We start from the raw sequence: 15,593 nt of genomic DNA, 5'->3' as shown, positions 1-15,593 counted from the left end.
ATCCTGCGGGCCGGAGCCGTTTCCGGGGGCGTCCACAGGGCTCCGGCGCCGCTCCCGCTACCGTGGCCCGATGGATCCGCGCCTGCTCGACCGCCTCGCCGCCGACGCCTGGCCCGCGCTCGTGCGGCGCCCCCTCGGCGCGTGGGAGCTGCGCGCCTCCGCAGGAGTCACCAAGCGCGCGAACTCGGTGCTCGCGTCCGGCGACGTCGTCGACCAGGAGGCGGCGCTCGACGCGGCGGAGGCGTTCGCCCGCGAGCACGGGATCGCGCCCCTCGTGCAGATCGGACCGCCGAGCCCCGCCGGTCTGACCGGGCTGCTCGCCGAGCGCGGCGCCGCGCCGATCGACCGGACGCTCGTGCTGACGGGTTCGGTGCAGGAGGCGCTCGCCGCCCTGTCCACGACGTCGGGGTCCGCGCCGTCGAGGCCAGTGCCGCCGAGGTCCGCGCCGCAGCCTCGCGTCCGCCTCGCCCCGGCTCCCGACGAGGACTGGCTCGCCCTCTGGTGGTCGGTGGACGGTCGCGGTGGCGCGGAGGAGCGTGCGGTCGCCGAGCGCATCCTCGCGGGCTGCCCCTCCTCCTACGCTCTCGCAGTCGACGGGGACGGCCCGGCCGCGACCGGCCGCCTCGCGCTCGTCACGGCGCCGGACGGCGAGCTCTGGGGCGGCCTCTTCGCCCTGGCGACCCGCCCGGACGCCCGGCGCCGCGGGCTCGCCTCCGCCGTGATCCGCGCCCTCCTCGAGGACGCGTCCGGCCGGGGCGTCGCGCGCTTCTGGCTCCAGGTGCTCGCCGAGAACGCCGGCGCCCGCCGCCTCTACGCGTCCCTCGGCTGCCGCGAGTCGTCCTGGTACGAGTACTGGCGCTGACCCGCTCGCGGAGGTGGAGAGAGGCGCCGCGGGTCAGGCGTTCGCGAGCACGGCGCGGGCGACGGCCTCGGCCTTCGCCGCGTCGCCGGTGACGGTCACGCGCCACCACACGTCGTCGGCCAGCGCGTCGATCTCGCAGACGCCCGCCGCGCAGCCGGTGAGGGCCTTCTCGCCGAAGCCGTCGAGCGGCTCGAGCGGGATCGCCAGGCCCGAGGTCAGCGAGAGGTTCCGCCAGCCGTCGTCGCCGTTCGGGAGCGCGTCGACCGTCACGCCCGAGTAGGCGGCGCTGGAGGCGTCGCTCCAGCTGCAGGAGGCGTACCCGGCCCGGGCGGCGGCAGCGGCCGACGCGGTGGTCGGCGTCCCGGTCCCCGTCCCCGCGGTCGCCTGCGCGAGACCGGCGGCACCGGACAGCTGCTCGGCCGTCAGGACCTCGGTGCAGACGGGCGCCGTCGCGGTGACCGGCTCGTCGAGGGTGCCGAGCGCGGCGGAGGCGGTGCCGGTCGCCAGCGCGGCGAGGTCGACGGCCGCGGGGGCGCCGCGCAGCTGCAGCGTCACCCAGGTGGCGCCGGCGAGCAGATCCAGGTCGCAGCTGCCGTCGGTGCAGGAGCCGTAGGCCTCGACGGCGGTCTCGAGGCGCGGGCTCGGACGGCCGGCGAAGGCCTCGGCGGCGTCGTCGACCGCGGCCGCGGTGATCGAGGCGTCCTCGTCGTACCAGGCGCAGCGGAGCACTCCGCCGTTCTCCTCCGCGGCCTCGCGGATCAGCTCGCCCGAGGAGCGCGTCGTCACCTCGCGGCTGCCCTCGAGAGCGCTGCGGGAGACCCCCAGCGCCGAGGCCGCCCGCGTGGCGGGGAGGAGGGAGTCGCAGCCCAGGCGGGTCGAGGCCGTGGCCGTGGGCGAGGGCGTCGGAGTCGCGGAGGGAGTCGGAGCGGCGGTCTCGGACGCCGACGGGGTGGCCGCGACGTCCGAGCGCTCGGCCGACGTGCAGCCCGTCAGCGCGACGAGAACGGCGAGCGCGGCGGCGACCGTCGCCAGGCGCGGGAGGCGGGCCCTCACGCGGCCAGCTCGCGCTCGATCGCGGCCGTGAACGCGTCGATGTCGTCCTCCGTCGTGTCGAAGGAGCAGACCCAGCGGACCTCGCCGGTCGCCGGGTTCCAGTCGTAGAAGCGGTAGGCGGCGCGGAGCCGGTCCGCGACTCCGGGCGGCAGCGTCGCGAACACCGCGTTGGCCTGGGTCTGCTGCGTGAACTCGAGCCCGGTGATCCGTCCGGCGGCGATCGCCTCCTCGAGCCCCGAGCGCAGGCGCGCCGCCATGGCGTTCGCGTGCCGGGCCGAGCGGAGCCACAGGGGCTCCTCCTCGCCGCCGTCGCCGAGCAGGGCGAGCAGCTGCGCCGAGATGAAGCGCATCTTGGAGGACAGCTGCATGTTGGTCTTGCGGAGGAAGGTCAGCCCGGTCGAGGCCGCCGGGTCGAGCACGACGATCGCCTCGCCGAGCAGGATGCCGTTCTTGGTGCCGCCGAACGAGAGCACGTCGACGCCTGCGTCGGTCGTGAAGGAGCGCAGGGGCAGGCCGAGGGCGGCCGCGGCGTTCGCGATGCGCGCCCCGTCCATGTGCAGCCGCATGCCGAGGCCGTGCGCGTGGTCGGCGAGCGCGCGCACCTCCTCCGGGGTGTAGACGGTGCCGAGCTCGGAGGACTGGGTGATCGAGACCACGAGCGGCTGGGCGCGGTGCTCGTCGCCGAAGCCCCACGCCTCCTGGTCGACCAGCGCCGGGGTCAGCTTGCCGTCGGGCGTGGGGACCGTGAGGATCTTGATCCCGCCGACCTTCTCCGGCGCTCCGCCCTCGTCGGAGGTGATGTGCGCGGTGCCCGCCGAGACGACGGCGCCCCACCGCGGCAGCATCGACTGCAGGCCGGTGACGTTGGCGCCCGTGCCGTTGAAGACGGGGAAGGCCTGGGCCTGCTCGCCGAACTCGCGGCGGAACGCCTCCTGCAGGCGCTCGGTGTAGACGTCCTCGCCGTAGGCGATCTGGTGCGCTCCGTTGGCCGCGGCGATCGCGGCGAGGACCTCGTCGTGCACTCCGGAGTAGTTGTCGGAGGCGAAGCCGCGGACGTCGGGATCGTGCAGAGCGCTCATCCCTCCATCTTCGCAGCCCGCCGCCCGGAGGAGCCCCGGAGGCGCCCCTCCTGCCTCCCGCATGTTTCGGGCAGGTGAAAGGACGACGACCCGAAAGCCGATCTCCGTCAAGAAGTTGGTATCGGCTGGGAGGCAGGCCACTCTTGACGTATGCGCATGGACACGACGGGAGCTGTCCGCGACATGCCCGCCCCTCCCGGGGTGGACGAGATCGCGGCTCGCTTCGGCGATCCCGTCCTCGCGTTCGCGCCCCAGCCGAGGCTGGAGGAGTTCGCCGCGGCGCAGACGATGGCGCTCGGCCGCTTCGTCGAGATCTCGCTCTCGTACTCGGTCTACAAGAACCCGCGCAACCGCGCCGACCCCGTCAACCACGTCCCGCTGTCCCCCGAGCAGAAGCGCGCGATCGAGCGCGCCGAGAACGACCACCTGCCGCCGTGGATGGTCGACCAGGTGACGCGGATGCGGTACCCGGTGCTCTGGGAGGCGGTCCGCACCTCCGTGCCGATCCCCGCCGAGCGCAGCCGGCCCCTGGAGTCCCGCCTCGCGGCCCACATGGGCGACGTGCTCCGCAACACCTTCCCGGGCCGCGTGCGCAGCCGCCGCGGCGGGATGCCGGTGGTCGCCGCCGCCCTCCGCGACGAGGACGTCGTGCGGGGCGTCCCGGTGATCGTGGACGGGGAGGCGCTGCGCGGCTACCGCGTGGACACCGATCCGGACGTGGTCGCGATCGGCGCCCGCGTCGACGGCCGCTACATGACGGTCGTGCTCGACCGGAAGATCGTGCCGGAGATCCGGATGGAGTTCGTCCGCCGCACCCCGCCGCGCCCGGCCTCGAGCCAGTCCCGGCGCTGACCGCCCCGGCCCACCGCTCAGGGGCGCCCCGGCACCGCGATCCCGTGCTCGTAGGCGAACACGACCGCCTGGATCCGGTCGCGCACGCCGAGCTTCATCAGGATCTTCGAGACGTGCGTCTTCACGGTCGCCTCGCCCACGAACAGCTCGGCCGCGATCTCGGCGTTCGACCAGCCCCGCGCCAGGTGCACGAGCACCTCCCGCTCGCGGTCCGTCAGATCGGCCACTCCGGGGTGGTCGGCGGCGGTCGGCGTGCGCTCGGGCACGGACGCGAACCGCTCGATCACGCGCCGGGTGACGTCGGGGGCGAGCATCGCGTCGCCGCGGGCGACCACCTGCACGGCCTCGACCAGCTCCTCCGGCGACGCGTTCTTGAGCAGGAACCCGCTGGCGCCGGCCGAGAGCGCCTCGAAGAGGTAGTCGTCGCGGTCGAAGGTGGTGAGGATGAGCACCCGCGAGCACAGGCGCGGGTCGGCCACGATCTCGCGGGTCGCGGCCAGGCCGTCGAGCCCGGGCATCTGCACGTCCATGCAGATCACGTCGGGGCGCAGCTCGGAGGCGCGCTGCAGGGCCTCGAGCCCGGTGCGGGCCTCGCCGACCACCTCGATCCCCGGCTCCGACTCGAGGATGATGCGGAAGCCCACGCGGACGAGCTCCTGGTCGTCGACGAGCAGCACGCGCACGTGCTCGGTCATGGGCGGCCCCCGCTCGCTCGCTCCTGACGCCCCCGCGACGTCTCCGACGACGGTACCGGGTCGTCGGCGTCCGGCACGCTCGCCCGGACGGGGGACAGCGGCACCCGGGCGTGCACGAGGTAGCCTCCGCCCCTCGGCCCCATCTCGATCCAGCCGCCGACCGCGGCCGCGCGCTCGCTCATGCCGGTGTGCCCCAGTCCGCAGGAGGCGGGAGCGCTCGGGTGCGGGCCGGACCCGCCGTCGTCGGCGATCTCGAGCTCGACCGCGTCGGGGGCGTAGCGGAGGCGCACCTCGGCGTGCGCGCCGCGCCCCGCGTGCTTGCGGACGTTCGTGAGCGACTCCTGCGCGATGCGGTAGAGGCTGAGCCCCACCGTCGCGGGGATCTCGCGGGGCGTGCCGAGGGTGAGGAAGACGGTGGGCAGGCCCGATCCGCTGGACGCCGCGACCAGCTCCTCGAGCTGGGCCACCCCGCGGGTGGACGCGGCGTCGGTGAGCGGATTCGGGACCGCGTCCTCGGCGCGCAGCGCGACCAGGATGCGGTGCAGCTCCTCGATCGCCGAGCGCGCGTCGCCCTCGATGGCGCTGAGCGATGCCGCCGCCCGCTCCGGATCCCGCGCCAGCACCCGCCGCGCCGCTCCCGCCTGCACGCCCATCACGCTGACGTGGTGCGCGACCACGTCGTGCAGCTCGCGCGCGATCCGCAGCCGCTCGGAGGACACGGCCTGCCGCGAGGAGCGCTCCCGCTCGTCGTCGAGCTCGGCCGTGCGCGTCTCGAGCGCCTCCAGCCGGCGGGCCGACTGCCACGACGCCTCGCCGAAGACGTAGGCGCTGCCGAAGTAGAGCAGGTTCGAGACGACCGCGAGGGCCGACTCCGCCGCGTAGGGCGAGAGCAGGCCGGGGGAGTCGTCGACCGGCACGGAGCTGCCGAAGTACTCGCCCGTGGCGAGGGTGGTGAGCAGCCAGCCCAGCATCCCGACCGCGATCGCCACTCGGACGACGAGCGCCGTGCGCCGGTTCCGGCCCCACGCGCCGACCGTGTAGAGCGCGAGGAACAGGCAGATCTGGCCGAAGAGCGACTCCGGCACCTGGAGCACGATCCCGAGCGCGTAGACGACGGAGAGTCCGGCCGCCACGCTCGCGGGGAACCGGCGGCGCAGCGCGAGGGGAAGGGTCATCAGGACGGCCCAGTGGGCGCTGACGACGGGGTGCGCCGCGTCCGGGAATCCCGCCGAGGAGTACAGCGCGACGGAGACGACCGTCGCCACCAGCAGGATCCCCGCGGTGACCGCGTCGCGCACGTATCCGGCCCGGCTCGGCGCTCGCCGGATCCAGCCCGCGTCGAGCGGGTCCGCGGCTCCGTCACCTGAGGGCATGCGCCCCACGCTAACCGACGCCGGTCGGACGGGGCCCCGGGAGGCGGAGGAGCGCACCCCGCCGCCTCCCGGGCGCGACGTCAGTCCCGGCCGGTGATGCCCCGGGTCGAGGCGATGACGTCGCCCATCTTCTTCCCGAGGGCCTCGTAGAACATCGACAGCGGGAACTCGTCGTCCAGCACCGCGTCGGTGAGCCCGCGCGGGGCGCCGAGCAGCACCTCGTCCGGGAGCCCGCGGGCCCAGGCGGAGGCGGGGTGCGGAGTGAGAGTGGCCGCGATCAGCTCGTGCGCGGCCAGCCAGTGCGCCGTCTTCGGCCGGTCGATCGATCGCCAGTAGAGCTCGTCGATCGCGTCCGAGAGGGCGACGACCACGTCGGCGACGCCGTCCCACTCGAACGCCAGCCGGGTGTCGGTCCAGTGCAGGACGCCGTGCTGGTGCAGCCAGGCGAAGAGCAGCTGGCCGCCGAGGCCGTCGTAGTTGCGCACCCGCGACCCGGTGAGCGGGAAGCGGAAGAGCCGGTCGAACAGGATCGCGTACTGCACGAAGCGCGAGCGCTCGGCCAGCGCCTCCTCCTCGTCGTCGCGGCGGTCGAGCGCGCCGAGGCGGCGCTCGATGGCGACGGCCTCGCGGAAGGCGGTGAGATCGCACCGCAGCTCCTCCAGCGAGTAGAGGAAGAAGGGCATCCGCTGCTTGATCATGAACGGGTCGAACGGCAGGTCGCCGCGCATGTGAGTGCGGTCGTGGATGAGGTCCCACATCACGAAGGACTCCTCCGCCAGGCGCTGGTCGGCCAGCAGGCGCTGCGCGTCCTCCGGGAGCTCGAGACGGGTGATCCGGGCCGCCTCCGTGACGACGCGGCGGAACCGGGCCGCCTCGCGGTCGGCGAAGATCGCGCCCCAGGTGAAGGACGGGACGGAGCGCATCGCGACCGTCTCGGGGAACAGCACGGCGCTGTCGGTGTCGTAGCCGGCGGTGAAGTCGACGAAGCGCACGGGCACGAAGAGGGCGTTGGAGTAGTCGCCCGCCTCCAGCTCGGCGACGAACCGCGGCCAGACGACCTCGACGAGGACGGCCTCGACGTGGCGGTCGCGGCTGCCGTTCTGGGTGTACATGGGGAAGACGACGAGGTGGCGGCGGCCGTCGACGCGCTCGAGCTGCGGCTGGAACGCGGTGAGCGAGTCGAGGAAGTCGGGCAGGCCGAGTCCGCCGGCGCTCCAGCGCTCGAGGTCGACGACCAGCGCGTCGAGGTACGCGGCGTCGTGCGGGAACGCGGGGGCGAGGGTGCGGACGCCGGCGACGATCCGCTCGACGAGGGTGCGCGCATCCTTGAGCCGCTCGGGCTCGGCGAGCGAGCCGTCCTGGGACTGGAGCGGCTGCAGCGCGGCGGCGGCGGCCTTCAGGTCGAGCCAGGCGGCGGAGTCCTCCACGCGGTCCTCGACGACCTCGGGTTCTCCGACGACGGTGCTCTGCACGGCTTGCGACATGGTGATCCTCCTCACGCTGGTGATACGGGGCTGCAGGAGCGTAACGCGCTCCGACTCCGAGCGTATGGGCTCGTGCGCGCGCTTTTCTTGCGTCTCGGCGGAGCGAAGCGGCGATCTCGCGGGGGCGGGCGCACGTCTCCGCCGCCCCTCTCCGGCCCCGCGGTCAGCGGTTGCCCAGGTGTTGTGCAGGTGCCACCCCCCGTCCGGGGCTAGATTCCTCACCGCTTCCGTTTCCCTCCCCTCATCGGGTCGAAGATGGGGCGACACCGTGTCCGCATCCCGAGTGCGGAGACATCCGATCGGACAGGCGCGCCGAACACCCTGGCGGCGCGCTCGATCGGCGAGCCATCCTGAGAGAGAGGATCGGAGCGCGTGACGGGACCCGAACCCGGAAGCGACCAGAGAACAGCCAGCATCGACCACCACCCCGAGAACCTCCGCCTGCTCCCCTGGCCGCAGGCGGACTCCTCCGTCCTGCGCGACACCCTCGCGCACGCGGGCGGCGGACTCGAGAGCGAGAGCGAGATCCTCGTGCGCCACGACCGCTACCTGCGCGGTTGGGCGGACGGCGACGCGTTCTTCTACGTGGTCGAGCTGGACGGACTCTCCGTCGGCTCCATCGGCTATTGGTACGGCTGCTCGCGCGGCGTCGTCGCCTACGAGGCGGCGTGGAGCATCGCTCCGCACGCCCGCGGCATCACCGCGAACTCCGTGCGGATGCTGCTCGAGGAGGCGGCGGCGTTCCCCGTGCCCCGCTTCGTGCACGCCTTCGTGGCGGAGAGCGACCTGGACGCCGGCGCGACCTGCGTCGAGGCCGGCTTCGACCGGATCGACCTCGTCGAGCAGGGCGAGCCGCCGGAGCTCTACGTGGACTGGGCGTTCGACCTGGCCGCCGTGGCCTGATCAGATCCCGTGGCGCTCCAGCCACGGCCGCAGCACCGCGAGGAACTCCTCGGGGTGCTCGAGGCCGGGCAGGTGCGCCGCGTGCTCGAGCACGTGCAGCTCGGCACCGCCCACCTCGGCGGCGAGGTGCTCGCAGACCGGCAGCGACTCCGAGAGGTCGTGCGCGCCCGCCACGACGAGTGTCGGCACGGCGATCTCCCCGAGCCGCTCGCCCGCCGGCCCGGAGGGATCGATCGGGCGGGGGGCCTCCGCCTCGTGGCCGACGCCCGTGAGCGCGAGCTCCCGGACCCGCGCGAGGAACTGCGGAGCCACGTCGTCCGCGGAGCGGTCGGGACCCACGGCCCAGAGCTCCGCCTCGACGATCGCCGCGGTCTCCCGCTCGCCCGCGAGCTCCAGCGCCTCGACCTCCCCGAAGCGGCGCTCCTCCTCCGCCGTCAGCGCGGGGTAGTCGAAGCCCGCCAGGCCCGGCGCGATCACGACCAGGCCGGTCACCCGCTCCGGATGCTCGAGCGCCAGGTCGAGCGCGAGCGTTCCGCCCCGCGAGCAGCCGACGACCACCGCGCGCTCGACGCCGAGGTGGTCGAGCACGTCCAGGGCGTCCCGGCGCGGGTCGTACTCCACGTCCTCCGTGCTCGTTCCGCCCGCGCCGCGGACGTCGTAGCGGACCACCAGCCGGTCGCGGGAGAGGTCGGGGACGAGCGGGTCCCACATCCGCAGGTCGGCGATGCCCGCGTGCACGAGCAGCAGGGCGGGCGCGGAGGCGCGGCCGTCCGCCTCCCAGTGGAGGCTCGCGCCGGGGACCTCGAGATGCGGCATGCCGCACACCGTAGGCGCGTCGCGCCGGCGCTGCAACGCCCGGCCACTGCCTAGGGTGGAGGCGCGACAGCGGACGGGCCGCGGCGGGGAGGCAGCGGCGTGGAGGGCGTGCTCACCGGCTTCTCGATCATCGGGGTCGTCATCGCGGTCGGCTACCTGATCGCGCGGTTCCGGATCGTCCCGCCCGAGAGCCGGCTGATCCTGTCGCGGATCGCCTTCTTCGTCACGACGCCGGCGCTGCTGTTCACCGTGCTGTCGCGGGCCGACGTCTCCGTCCTCTTCTCCTCGTTCCTGCTCGTCTCGCTCCTGACGGTGCTGACCGTCGCCCTGCTCTACGTGCTGGCCTCGCGGCTGCTCTTCCCCCGCCCGCTGCCGGAGACGGTGATCGGGACCGCGGCCTCCTCCTACGTCAACGCCAACAACATCGGACTGCCGGTCGCCATCTACGTGCTGGGCGATCCGCAGTGGGTGGCCCCGACGCTCCTCCTGCAGCTGATCGTCCTCGCGCCGACGATCCTGACGCTGCTCGACGTCTCGACGAGCGGGCGGACCTCGGTCGGCGCGATCCTCACGCAGCCGCTGCGGAACCCGATGATCATCGCCTCCGCCCTCGGCCTCGTCGTCGCCCTCACCGGCGTGGAGCTGCCTGCGCCCGTGCTGCAGCCGTTCTCGATCATCGGCAACGCGTCGATCCCGCTGGTGCTGATCGCCTTCGGGATGTCGCTGCGCGGGCAGCGGCCGCTGGAGGCGGGGCCGGCGCGGGTCGAGGTGGTGGTCGCCTCCGTCCTCAAGTCGCTGGTGATGCCGGCGGTCGCGCTGCTGCTGGGGCGCTTCGCGTTCCACCTCGACTCCGAGCACCTCTTCGTGGTGACGGTGACCGCCGCGCTGCCGACCGCGCAGAACATCTTCACCTTCGCCTCGCGCTACGACCGGGGCGTCGCCGTCGCCCGCGACACGGCCCTCGTGACCACGGTCGCCGCGGTGCCCGTGCTCATCGGGGTGTCCCTCCTGCTGGGCTGAGCGGAGCAGCATCCCCGCCTCCCGCTCGGTCCCGGCGGAGGCGCCGGACGGCCCGCGCATCCGCGTCGCGTGTCCCTCGTCCTGGGACGGGGCCGGTGGCGCGGGCCCGGTCGCACTCCGCCGACCGTCGCTTAGGCTCTCTCGAATGAGCACCACCACGTCCGCCGACCGCTCCGCCCGCGGCAGGCCGCGCCGCCGTCGCGGCCTCTGGATCACGCTGATCGTCCTCCTGGTCCTGCTGATCGGCGCCGTCGTCGCGGTGCTCCTCGGCGTGCGCACCTACGACAAGGCGATGACCGTCCGCGACAAGCTGACCGAGGCGATCCCGCTGGTGTCGCAGGTGACGGACAGGCTGACGACGTTCGACACCTCCGGTGCGGAGGAGACCGCGGGCCGGATCGCGACCCTCACCGGCGAGGCGCGCGACGAGACCGAGGACCCGGTGTGGCGGGTGATGGAGGTGGTGCCCGTCCTCGGGCCGAACCTGTCCGCGGTCCGCGCCGCGACCGAGATCGCCGACGACGTCTCCGGCCGGATCGTCACGCCGCTCGCCACGACCTCGCTCGACATCCTCAAGCCCGTCGACGGCAGGGTCGACCTCGCGGCGATCACCGAGCTGTCGCAGAAGATCACCGTCGCCAAGGAGGTCGTCGACGCGGCGCAGACCCGCGTCGAGGGCATCGACCGCGGCGCGCTGGTGCCGCAGGTCGCCTCCGCGCTCGACTCCTTCACTCCGCAGCTGGCCACCGCCACCGCGGCGATGGAGCAGGTCGAGCCGCTCACCGCGATCCTCCCCGACTCCCTCGGAGCGTCCGGTCCGCGCCACTACCTGGTGATGTTCCAGAACCTGGCGGAGTCGCAGGCCCTGGGCGGCGGCGCGTCGTCGGTGATGCAGCTCGACGTCGACGGCGGCGCGATCTCGATCGGCCGTCAGCTGGGCAGCGGCGACTTCCGCGGTCTGGCGCCCGTCACCGTCGACCAGAGCGCGCTCGACACCATCGGCGAGAACATGGCGACGACCTTCAACGTCTCGACCAGCCGCCCCGACTTCCCGACGGCCGCCTCGATCGCCTCGCAGTTCTGGGCGCAGAAGTTCCCCGAGCAGAGGATCGACGGCGTCCTCGCGATCGACCCCGTCGCCCTCTCCTACCTCCTCGGCTCGACCGGGCCCGTGACCCTCACCGACGGCACGGTCCTCACGAGCGAGAACACCGTCTCGACCCTGCTCAACGAGGTCTACTTCCGCTACCCGGAGTCGGTCGTGGCCGAGCGCACCGACGAGTTCTTCTCGGAGGCGAGCGCGACGGTCCTGGGCAAGATCCTCGGCGGGGAGATGGAGCCCACGAAGATGCTCCCGGCGATCGTGAAGGCGGTCGACGAGAGCCGCATCCTCGCCTACAGCTCCGACGCCGACGAGCAGGCGCTCCTCGCGCCCACGCCGATCGCGGGGGTCCTGCCGCAGACGACGACCGACGGCACGACCACCGGAGTGTTCTTCCAGGACGCCTCGGGCGGCTCGAAGATGGACTACTACCTGAGCACGGCGGTCACGCAGTCGAGCGCGGGCCGGTGCGCCGCCTCCGGCGCGGTCTTCACCACCTCCGTCACCGTGACCAACACGATCTCGAAGGCGGTCGCGAGGACGCTGCCCGGCTACGTCGCCGCGGCCGGCGGGCGCGGTGCGTACCCGCTGGGCGACTTCGTCACCAACATCTACGTCTACGGCCCTCCCGGGACCACGGTGTCGAGCGCGGCGTGGGCCGACGGCACCGGCTACGGACCCGAGAGCCTCGACGACCTCGGCCGTCCCGTCTCGAAGGTCGCCGTGCAGCTCTCGCCCGGCCAGTCCGAGACGTTCGACGTGCAGTTCAGCGCCGGCGACGCCTCCGGCTTCGGCGACCAGACCGTGCGGGTGACCCCGATGATCAACCCCACCGCGGTCACGCTGAACGACGAGCCCGCCTGCGGCTGACCGCGCGATCGCGCCCCGAGCACGCCGACCGCTGACGCGCCTCCGGGTCGGTGCTGGACCAGCGCCGAGCACGCCGACCGCTGACGCGCCCCCGGGTCGGTGCTAGACCAGCGCCGAGCCGGGGATCGAGCTCGTCACGAGCGAGGAGGCGAGGAACGCGGTGGCGATGCAGAGCACGAACCCGATGACCGGCACGAGGAACGCGCGGCGGCCCACGAGGTAGCGCACGACCGTCACGGCCACGGCGATCAGCGTCAGCGCGGGCGGCCCGATCAGCGCGATCGAGACGCCCCAGTCGATCCGGTCGAAGTCGCAGGCGAAGTTCTGGCCCTCGCACTGCGCGGGGAAGACCGAGAGGATCGCGGCGAGGTAGCCGAGCACGATCGTGAGCAGGCCGAGGGCGAGGCAGCCGAGGATCGAGAGCACGAGGTCCCAGCGGCGCCGGCGCGGCTTCCCGGCGGCGATGATCTCGCCCACCGAGCGGTAGGCGTCGGACCGGAACTCGTCGTGCGCGGCTCCGAGGCGGGCGGTCGCAGGGCGGGCGGTCGCAGGGCGCGCCGTCGCGGGTCGGGCGGCGGGGCGGGAGGCGCCGGCCGAGGCGGCCTGGGCCCGCGCGCGCTTCTTCTTCGACGAGGCCATGCTCAGAAGATCATCGGGCGGTCGTCGTCGAGGGTCGTCTCGAGGTCGAGGTCGACCACCACCGGGACGTGGTCGCTCGGGGCGTCGCCCTTGCGCTCGTCGCGGTGGATCGAGGCGCCGGTGACGAGCTCGCCGAACGCGGGGGAGCCGAGCACGAAGTCGATCCGCAGCCCCTCGTTGCGCGGGAAGCGGAGCTGCTTGTAGTCCCAGTAGGTGTAGCCCTCGGGCACGAGCGGGCGGACGACGTCGCGCAGGCCCGCGTCCTCGAAGGCGGCGAAGGCGGCGCGCTCGGGGATCGAGACGTGCGTGGATCCGGGGCCGAGGCTCGGATCGCCCACGTCGCTGTCGAGCGGCGCGACGTTCCAGTCGCCGACCAGGGCGAGCGGCAGGTCGGGCTCGGCGGCCAGCCACTCGCGGGTGCTCGCCTCGAGGGCCGCGAGCCACTCGAGCTTGTAGAGGTAGTGCGGGTCGTCGACCGCGCGGCCGTTCGGGACGTAGAGGCTCCAGACGCGCACGCCGTCGACCGTCGCGCCGATCGCGCGGGCCTCGAGCGGGTAGGAGCCGTCGGCCGCCGCCTCCTTCGCGAAGCCGGGCATGCCCGGGAAGCCGACCTGCACGTCCTCCATCGGCAGGCGCGAGGCGATGCCGACGCCGTTCCACTGGCTGAGCCCGACCATCTCGACGTGGTACCCGGCGTCGGCGAAGGCCTCGTGCGGGAACTGCTCGGGCTTGCACTTGAGCTCCTGCATGGCGAGGACGTCCACGTCCTCGCGCACGAGCCAGTCGACGACGCGGCCGGTGCGGGCCCGGATGGAGTTCACGTTCCAGGTGGCGATGCGCATCCTGGAAGTGTAGGAGCCGCCGCCGACACGTCTCCTGCGCGTCCTCCGCGCGTCCCGGCGGCCGCGGGCCGGGGGAGTCATCCCCTCGGCGGATTGCGGAACCGGTGTCGGTGGTCGATGGTTGTCTAGCGCCGTCCCGACCGGCCGTTCGTGCCGTCCGGACGCCGCCGCCGCCCGCGCCGTGCGGGCCCGACGGGCTCCCCGGCGCTCCGCGCTCCCCAGCCCGGTCCCCTCCCCTCCCGCTCCTGCTCCGCCCCTCCGGAGGACCCATGATCCTGCTCCGCCTCGCCTCCGCCTACGCGAAGCCCTACGCGCGCTGGGTGGCCGCCGTCGTCGTGCTGCAGCTCGTCGCGACGCTCGCCGCGCTCTACCTCCCGAGCCTCAACGCCGAGATCATCGACCAGGGCATCGGCCGCGGCGACACCGACTTCATCTGGGGAACCGGCATGACCATGCTCGGCGTCTGCGTCGTGCAGGTCGCCGCGGCGATCGGAGCCGTCTACTTCGGCGCCCGCACCGCCATGTCCGTCGGCCGCGACCTGCGCCGCGACGTCTACCGCCGCGTCGACTCGCTCAGCGGGCTCGAGGTCGGCGGCTTCGGCACGGCCACCCTGATCACCCGCGGCACGAACGACGTGCAGCAGGTGCAGATGCTCGTGCTGATGACCCTCAACTTCATGGTCTCCGCGCCGATCATGTGCGTCGGCGGCATCGTCTTCGCCCTGCGCGAGGACGCCGGCCTCTCCTGGCTGGTCTGGGTGTCGGTGCCGCTGCTGTTCGTCGTGGTCGGCTTCCTGGTGTTCCTGCTGCTGCCGCTGTTCCGCCTCATGCAGGACCGGATCGACGGGATCAACAGCGTGCTCCGCGAGCAGATCACGGGCATCCGCGTGGTGCGCGCCTTCGTGCGCGAGCCGTTCGAGTCCGAGCGGTACCGCAAGGCCAACGCGGCGATCACCGAGGTGTCGATCAAGGTCGGCAACATCTTCGTGCTGATGTTCCCCGCGATCATGATGATCCTGCACCTGGCCACCGCGGCCGTGCTGTGGTTCGGCGGGCAGCGGGTCGACGCAGGTCAGATGCAGGTGGGCTCGCTCACCGCGTTCCTGCAGTACCTCCTCCAGATCCTCACCGCCGTGATGATGGGCGTCTTCATGGTGATGATGATCCCCCGCGCGGTCGTCTGCGCCGAGCGGATCCAGCAGGTGCTCGACGCCCGCACCAGCCTCACCACGCCCGAGGGCGGAGTCCAGACGCCCGCGCGCGGCCGCGTCGAGTTCTCCGGGGTCGTCTTCGGCTACCCGGGCGCCGAGCGCCCCGTGCTCTCGGGCATCGACATCGTCGCGGAGCCGGGCCGCACCACGGCCGTCGTCGGCTCAACCGGCGCCGGCAAGACGACCCTGCTCGGCCTCGTGCCGCGCCTGTTCGACCCGCAGGAGGGCACCGTCACGATCGACGGCGTGCCCGTCTCCTCCCTCGACCGGGCGCAGCTCGCCGAGGTGATCGGGCTCGTGCCCCAGCGCCCCTACCTCTTCTCGGGGACGATCGCCTCGAACCTGCGCTTCGGCCGCCCCGACGCGACGGACGCCGAGCTGTGGGAGGCGCTGCGCATCGCCCAGGGCGAGGACTTCGTGCGGAGCAAGGAGCACGGGCTCGACGAGCCGGTCTCGCAGGGCGGCACCAACGTCTCCGGCGGGCAGCGCCAGCGGCTCTGCATCGCGCGGGCCCTCGTCGCGAAGCCGCGGGTCTACCTGTTCGACGACTCGTTCTCGGCGCTCGACGTCGCGACCGATGCGCGGCTGCGGGAGTCGCTGGCCGACGCCACCACCGACGCGACCGTGATCATCGTGGCCCAGCGGGTGTCGACCATCCGCCACGCCGACCAGATCGTCGTGCTCGACGCGGGCCGCGTCGTCGGCCGCGGCACGCACGACGAGCTCCTCGAGACGAACGCGACCTACCGCGAGATCGTCGAATCCCAGCTGAGCGTCGAAGGAGTGTCCTGA

14 protein-coding genes are annotated in these 15,593 nt (G+C 73.4%); 6 read left to right on the top strand and 8 right to left on the bottom strand.

Annotation, left to right across the window (positions count from 1 at the left end; translation table 11 throughout):
* Nucleotides 1–70 precede the first annotated feature (70 nt).
* Nucleotides 71–862 carry a GNAT family N-acetyltransferase gene (locus tag C5C29_RS08005; RefSeq protein ID WP_104308220.1) on the top strand — a complete coding sequence of 264 codons (792 nt, stop codon included), beginning with the start codon at nt 71–73 and terminating at the stop codon, nt 860–862.
* Nucleotides 863–895: 33 nt separating this feature from the next.
* On the opposite strand, the gene C5C29_RS17120 is transcribed toward C5C29_RS08005, so the two are convergent.
* Entirely contained in the window at nt 896–1,915 is a 1,020-nt protein-coding gene (locus tag C5C29_RS17120) for a hypothetical protein (protein WP_181128790.1), read from the bottom strand.
* Nucleotides 1,912–2,994 carry a low specificity L-threonine aldolase gene (locus C5C29_RS07995; protein ID WP_104222816.1) on the bottom strand — a complete coding sequence of 361 codons (1,083 nt, stop codon included), beginning with the start codon at nt 2,992–2,994 and terminating at the stop codon, nt 1,912–1,914. The genes C5C29_RS17120 and C5C29_RS07995 overlap by 4 nt, the downstream gene beginning before the upstream one ends.
* A gap of 156 nt (nt 2,995–3,150) precedes the next feature.
* Here C5C29_RS07995 and C5C29_RS07990 point away from each other — a divergent pair, with 156 nt between their 5' ends.
* On the top strand, nt 3,151–3,846 hold the full coding sequence (locus C5C29_RS07990) for a hypothetical protein (protein WP_104308219.1): 696 nt from the start codon (nt 3,151–3,153) through the stop codon (nt 3,844–3,846).
* A 17-nt stretch (nt 3,847–3,863) separates the two neighbouring features.
* On the opposite strand, the gene C5C29_RS07985 is transcribed toward C5C29_RS07990, so the two are convergent.
* The 3 genes from C5C29_RS07985 to C5C29_RS07975 form a co-directional block, all read right to left on the bottom strand.
* A complete protein-coding gene (locus tag C5C29_RS07985; RefSeq protein ID WP_104247976.1) occupies nt 3,864–4,541 on the bottom strand; it encodes a response regulator transcription factor in 678 nt (225 codons plus the stop codon).
* Nucleotides 4,538–5,914 carry a sensor histidine kinase gene (locus C5C29_RS07980; RefSeq protein WP_104234378.1) on the bottom strand — a complete coding sequence of 459 codons (1,377 nt, stop codon included), beginning with the start codon at nt 5,912–5,914 and terminating at the stop codon, nt 4,538–4,540. The genes C5C29_RS07985 and C5C29_RS07980 overlap by 4 nt, the downstream gene beginning before the upstream one ends.
* An 80-nt stretch (nt 5,915–5,994) precedes the next feature.
* Entirely contained in the window at nt 5,995–7,398 is a 1,404-nt protein-coding gene (locus tag C5C29_RS07975) for a DUF6421 family protein (protein ID WP_104308218.1), read from the bottom strand.
* Between the two features lie 372 nt (nt 7,399–7,770).
* On the opposite strand from C5C29_RS07975, the gene C5C29_RS07970 reads away from it, so the two are divergent.
* Nucleotides 7,771–8,301 (top strand): hypothetical protein, encoded by a 531-nt coding sequence (locus C5C29_RS07970; RefSeq protein WP_104308217.1) that lies wholly within the window; start codon nt 7,771–7,773, stop codon nt 8,299–8,301.
* Here C5C29_RS07970 and C5C29_RS07965 read toward each other — a convergent pair whose 3' ends face one another.
* Nucleotides 8,302–9,117, bottom strand: coding sequence for an alpha/beta fold hydrolase (locus C5C29_RS07965; RefSeq protein ID WP_104308216.1), 816 nt, complete (start codon nt 9,115–9,117; stop codon nt 8,302–8,304).
* A 99-nt stretch (nt 9,118–9,216) separates the two neighbouring features.
* On the opposite strand from C5C29_RS07965, the gene C5C29_RS07960 reads away from it, so the two are divergent.
* Together C5C29_RS07960 and C5C29_RS07955 are read left to right on the top strand one after the other, a co-directional pair.
* Nucleotides 9,217–10,137 carry an AEC family transporter gene (locus tag C5C29_RS07960; protein ID WP_104222809.1) on the top strand — a complete coding sequence of 307 codons (921 nt, stop codon included), beginning with the start codon at nt 9,217–9,219 and terminating at the stop codon, nt 10,135–10,137.
* 145 nt (nt 10,138–10,282) lie between these two features.
* Complete coding sequence (locus C5C29_RS07955) at nt 10,283–12,109, top strand: DUF4012 domain-containing protein (protein ID WP_104308215.1); 1,827 nt, start codon at nt 10,283–10,285, stop codon at nt 12,107–12,109.
* A gap of 102 nt (nt 12,110–12,211) precedes the next feature.
* Here the strand turns inward: C5C29_RS07955 and C5C29_RS07950 are convergent, their stop codons facing one another.
* The gene (locus C5C29_RS07950; protein ID WP_104308214.1) at nt 12,212–12,748 is read right to left on the bottom strand and encodes a hypothetical protein; all 537 of its coding nucleotides are present in this window, start codon (nt 12,746–12,748) and stop codon (nt 12,212–12,214) included.
* Between the two features lie 2 nt (nt 12,749–12,750).
* Nucleotides 12,751–13,590 carry an exodeoxyribonuclease III gene (locus C5C29_RS07945; protein WP_104269033.1) on the bottom strand — a complete coding sequence of 280 codons (840 nt, stop codon included), beginning with the start codon at nt 13,588–13,590 and terminating at the stop codon, nt 12,751–12,753.
* Nucleotides 13,591–13,859: 269 nt separating this feature from the next.
* On the opposite strand from C5C29_RS07945, the gene C5C29_RS07940 reads away from it, so the two are divergent.
* On the top strand, nt 13,860–15,593 hold the full coding sequence (locus C5C29_RS07940; RefSeq protein ID WP_104308213.1) for an ABC transporter ATP-binding protein: 1,734 nt from the start codon (nt 13,860–13,862) through the stop codon (nt 15,591–15,593).

The sequence above is a fragment of the Rathayibacter sp. AY1H2 genome (genome assembly GCF_002931985.1).
GTDB lineage: Bacteria > Actinomycetota > Actinomycetes > Actinomycetales > Microbacteriaceae > Rathayibacter.
This window is presented reverse-complemented; position numbering and strand designations above follow the sequence as displayed.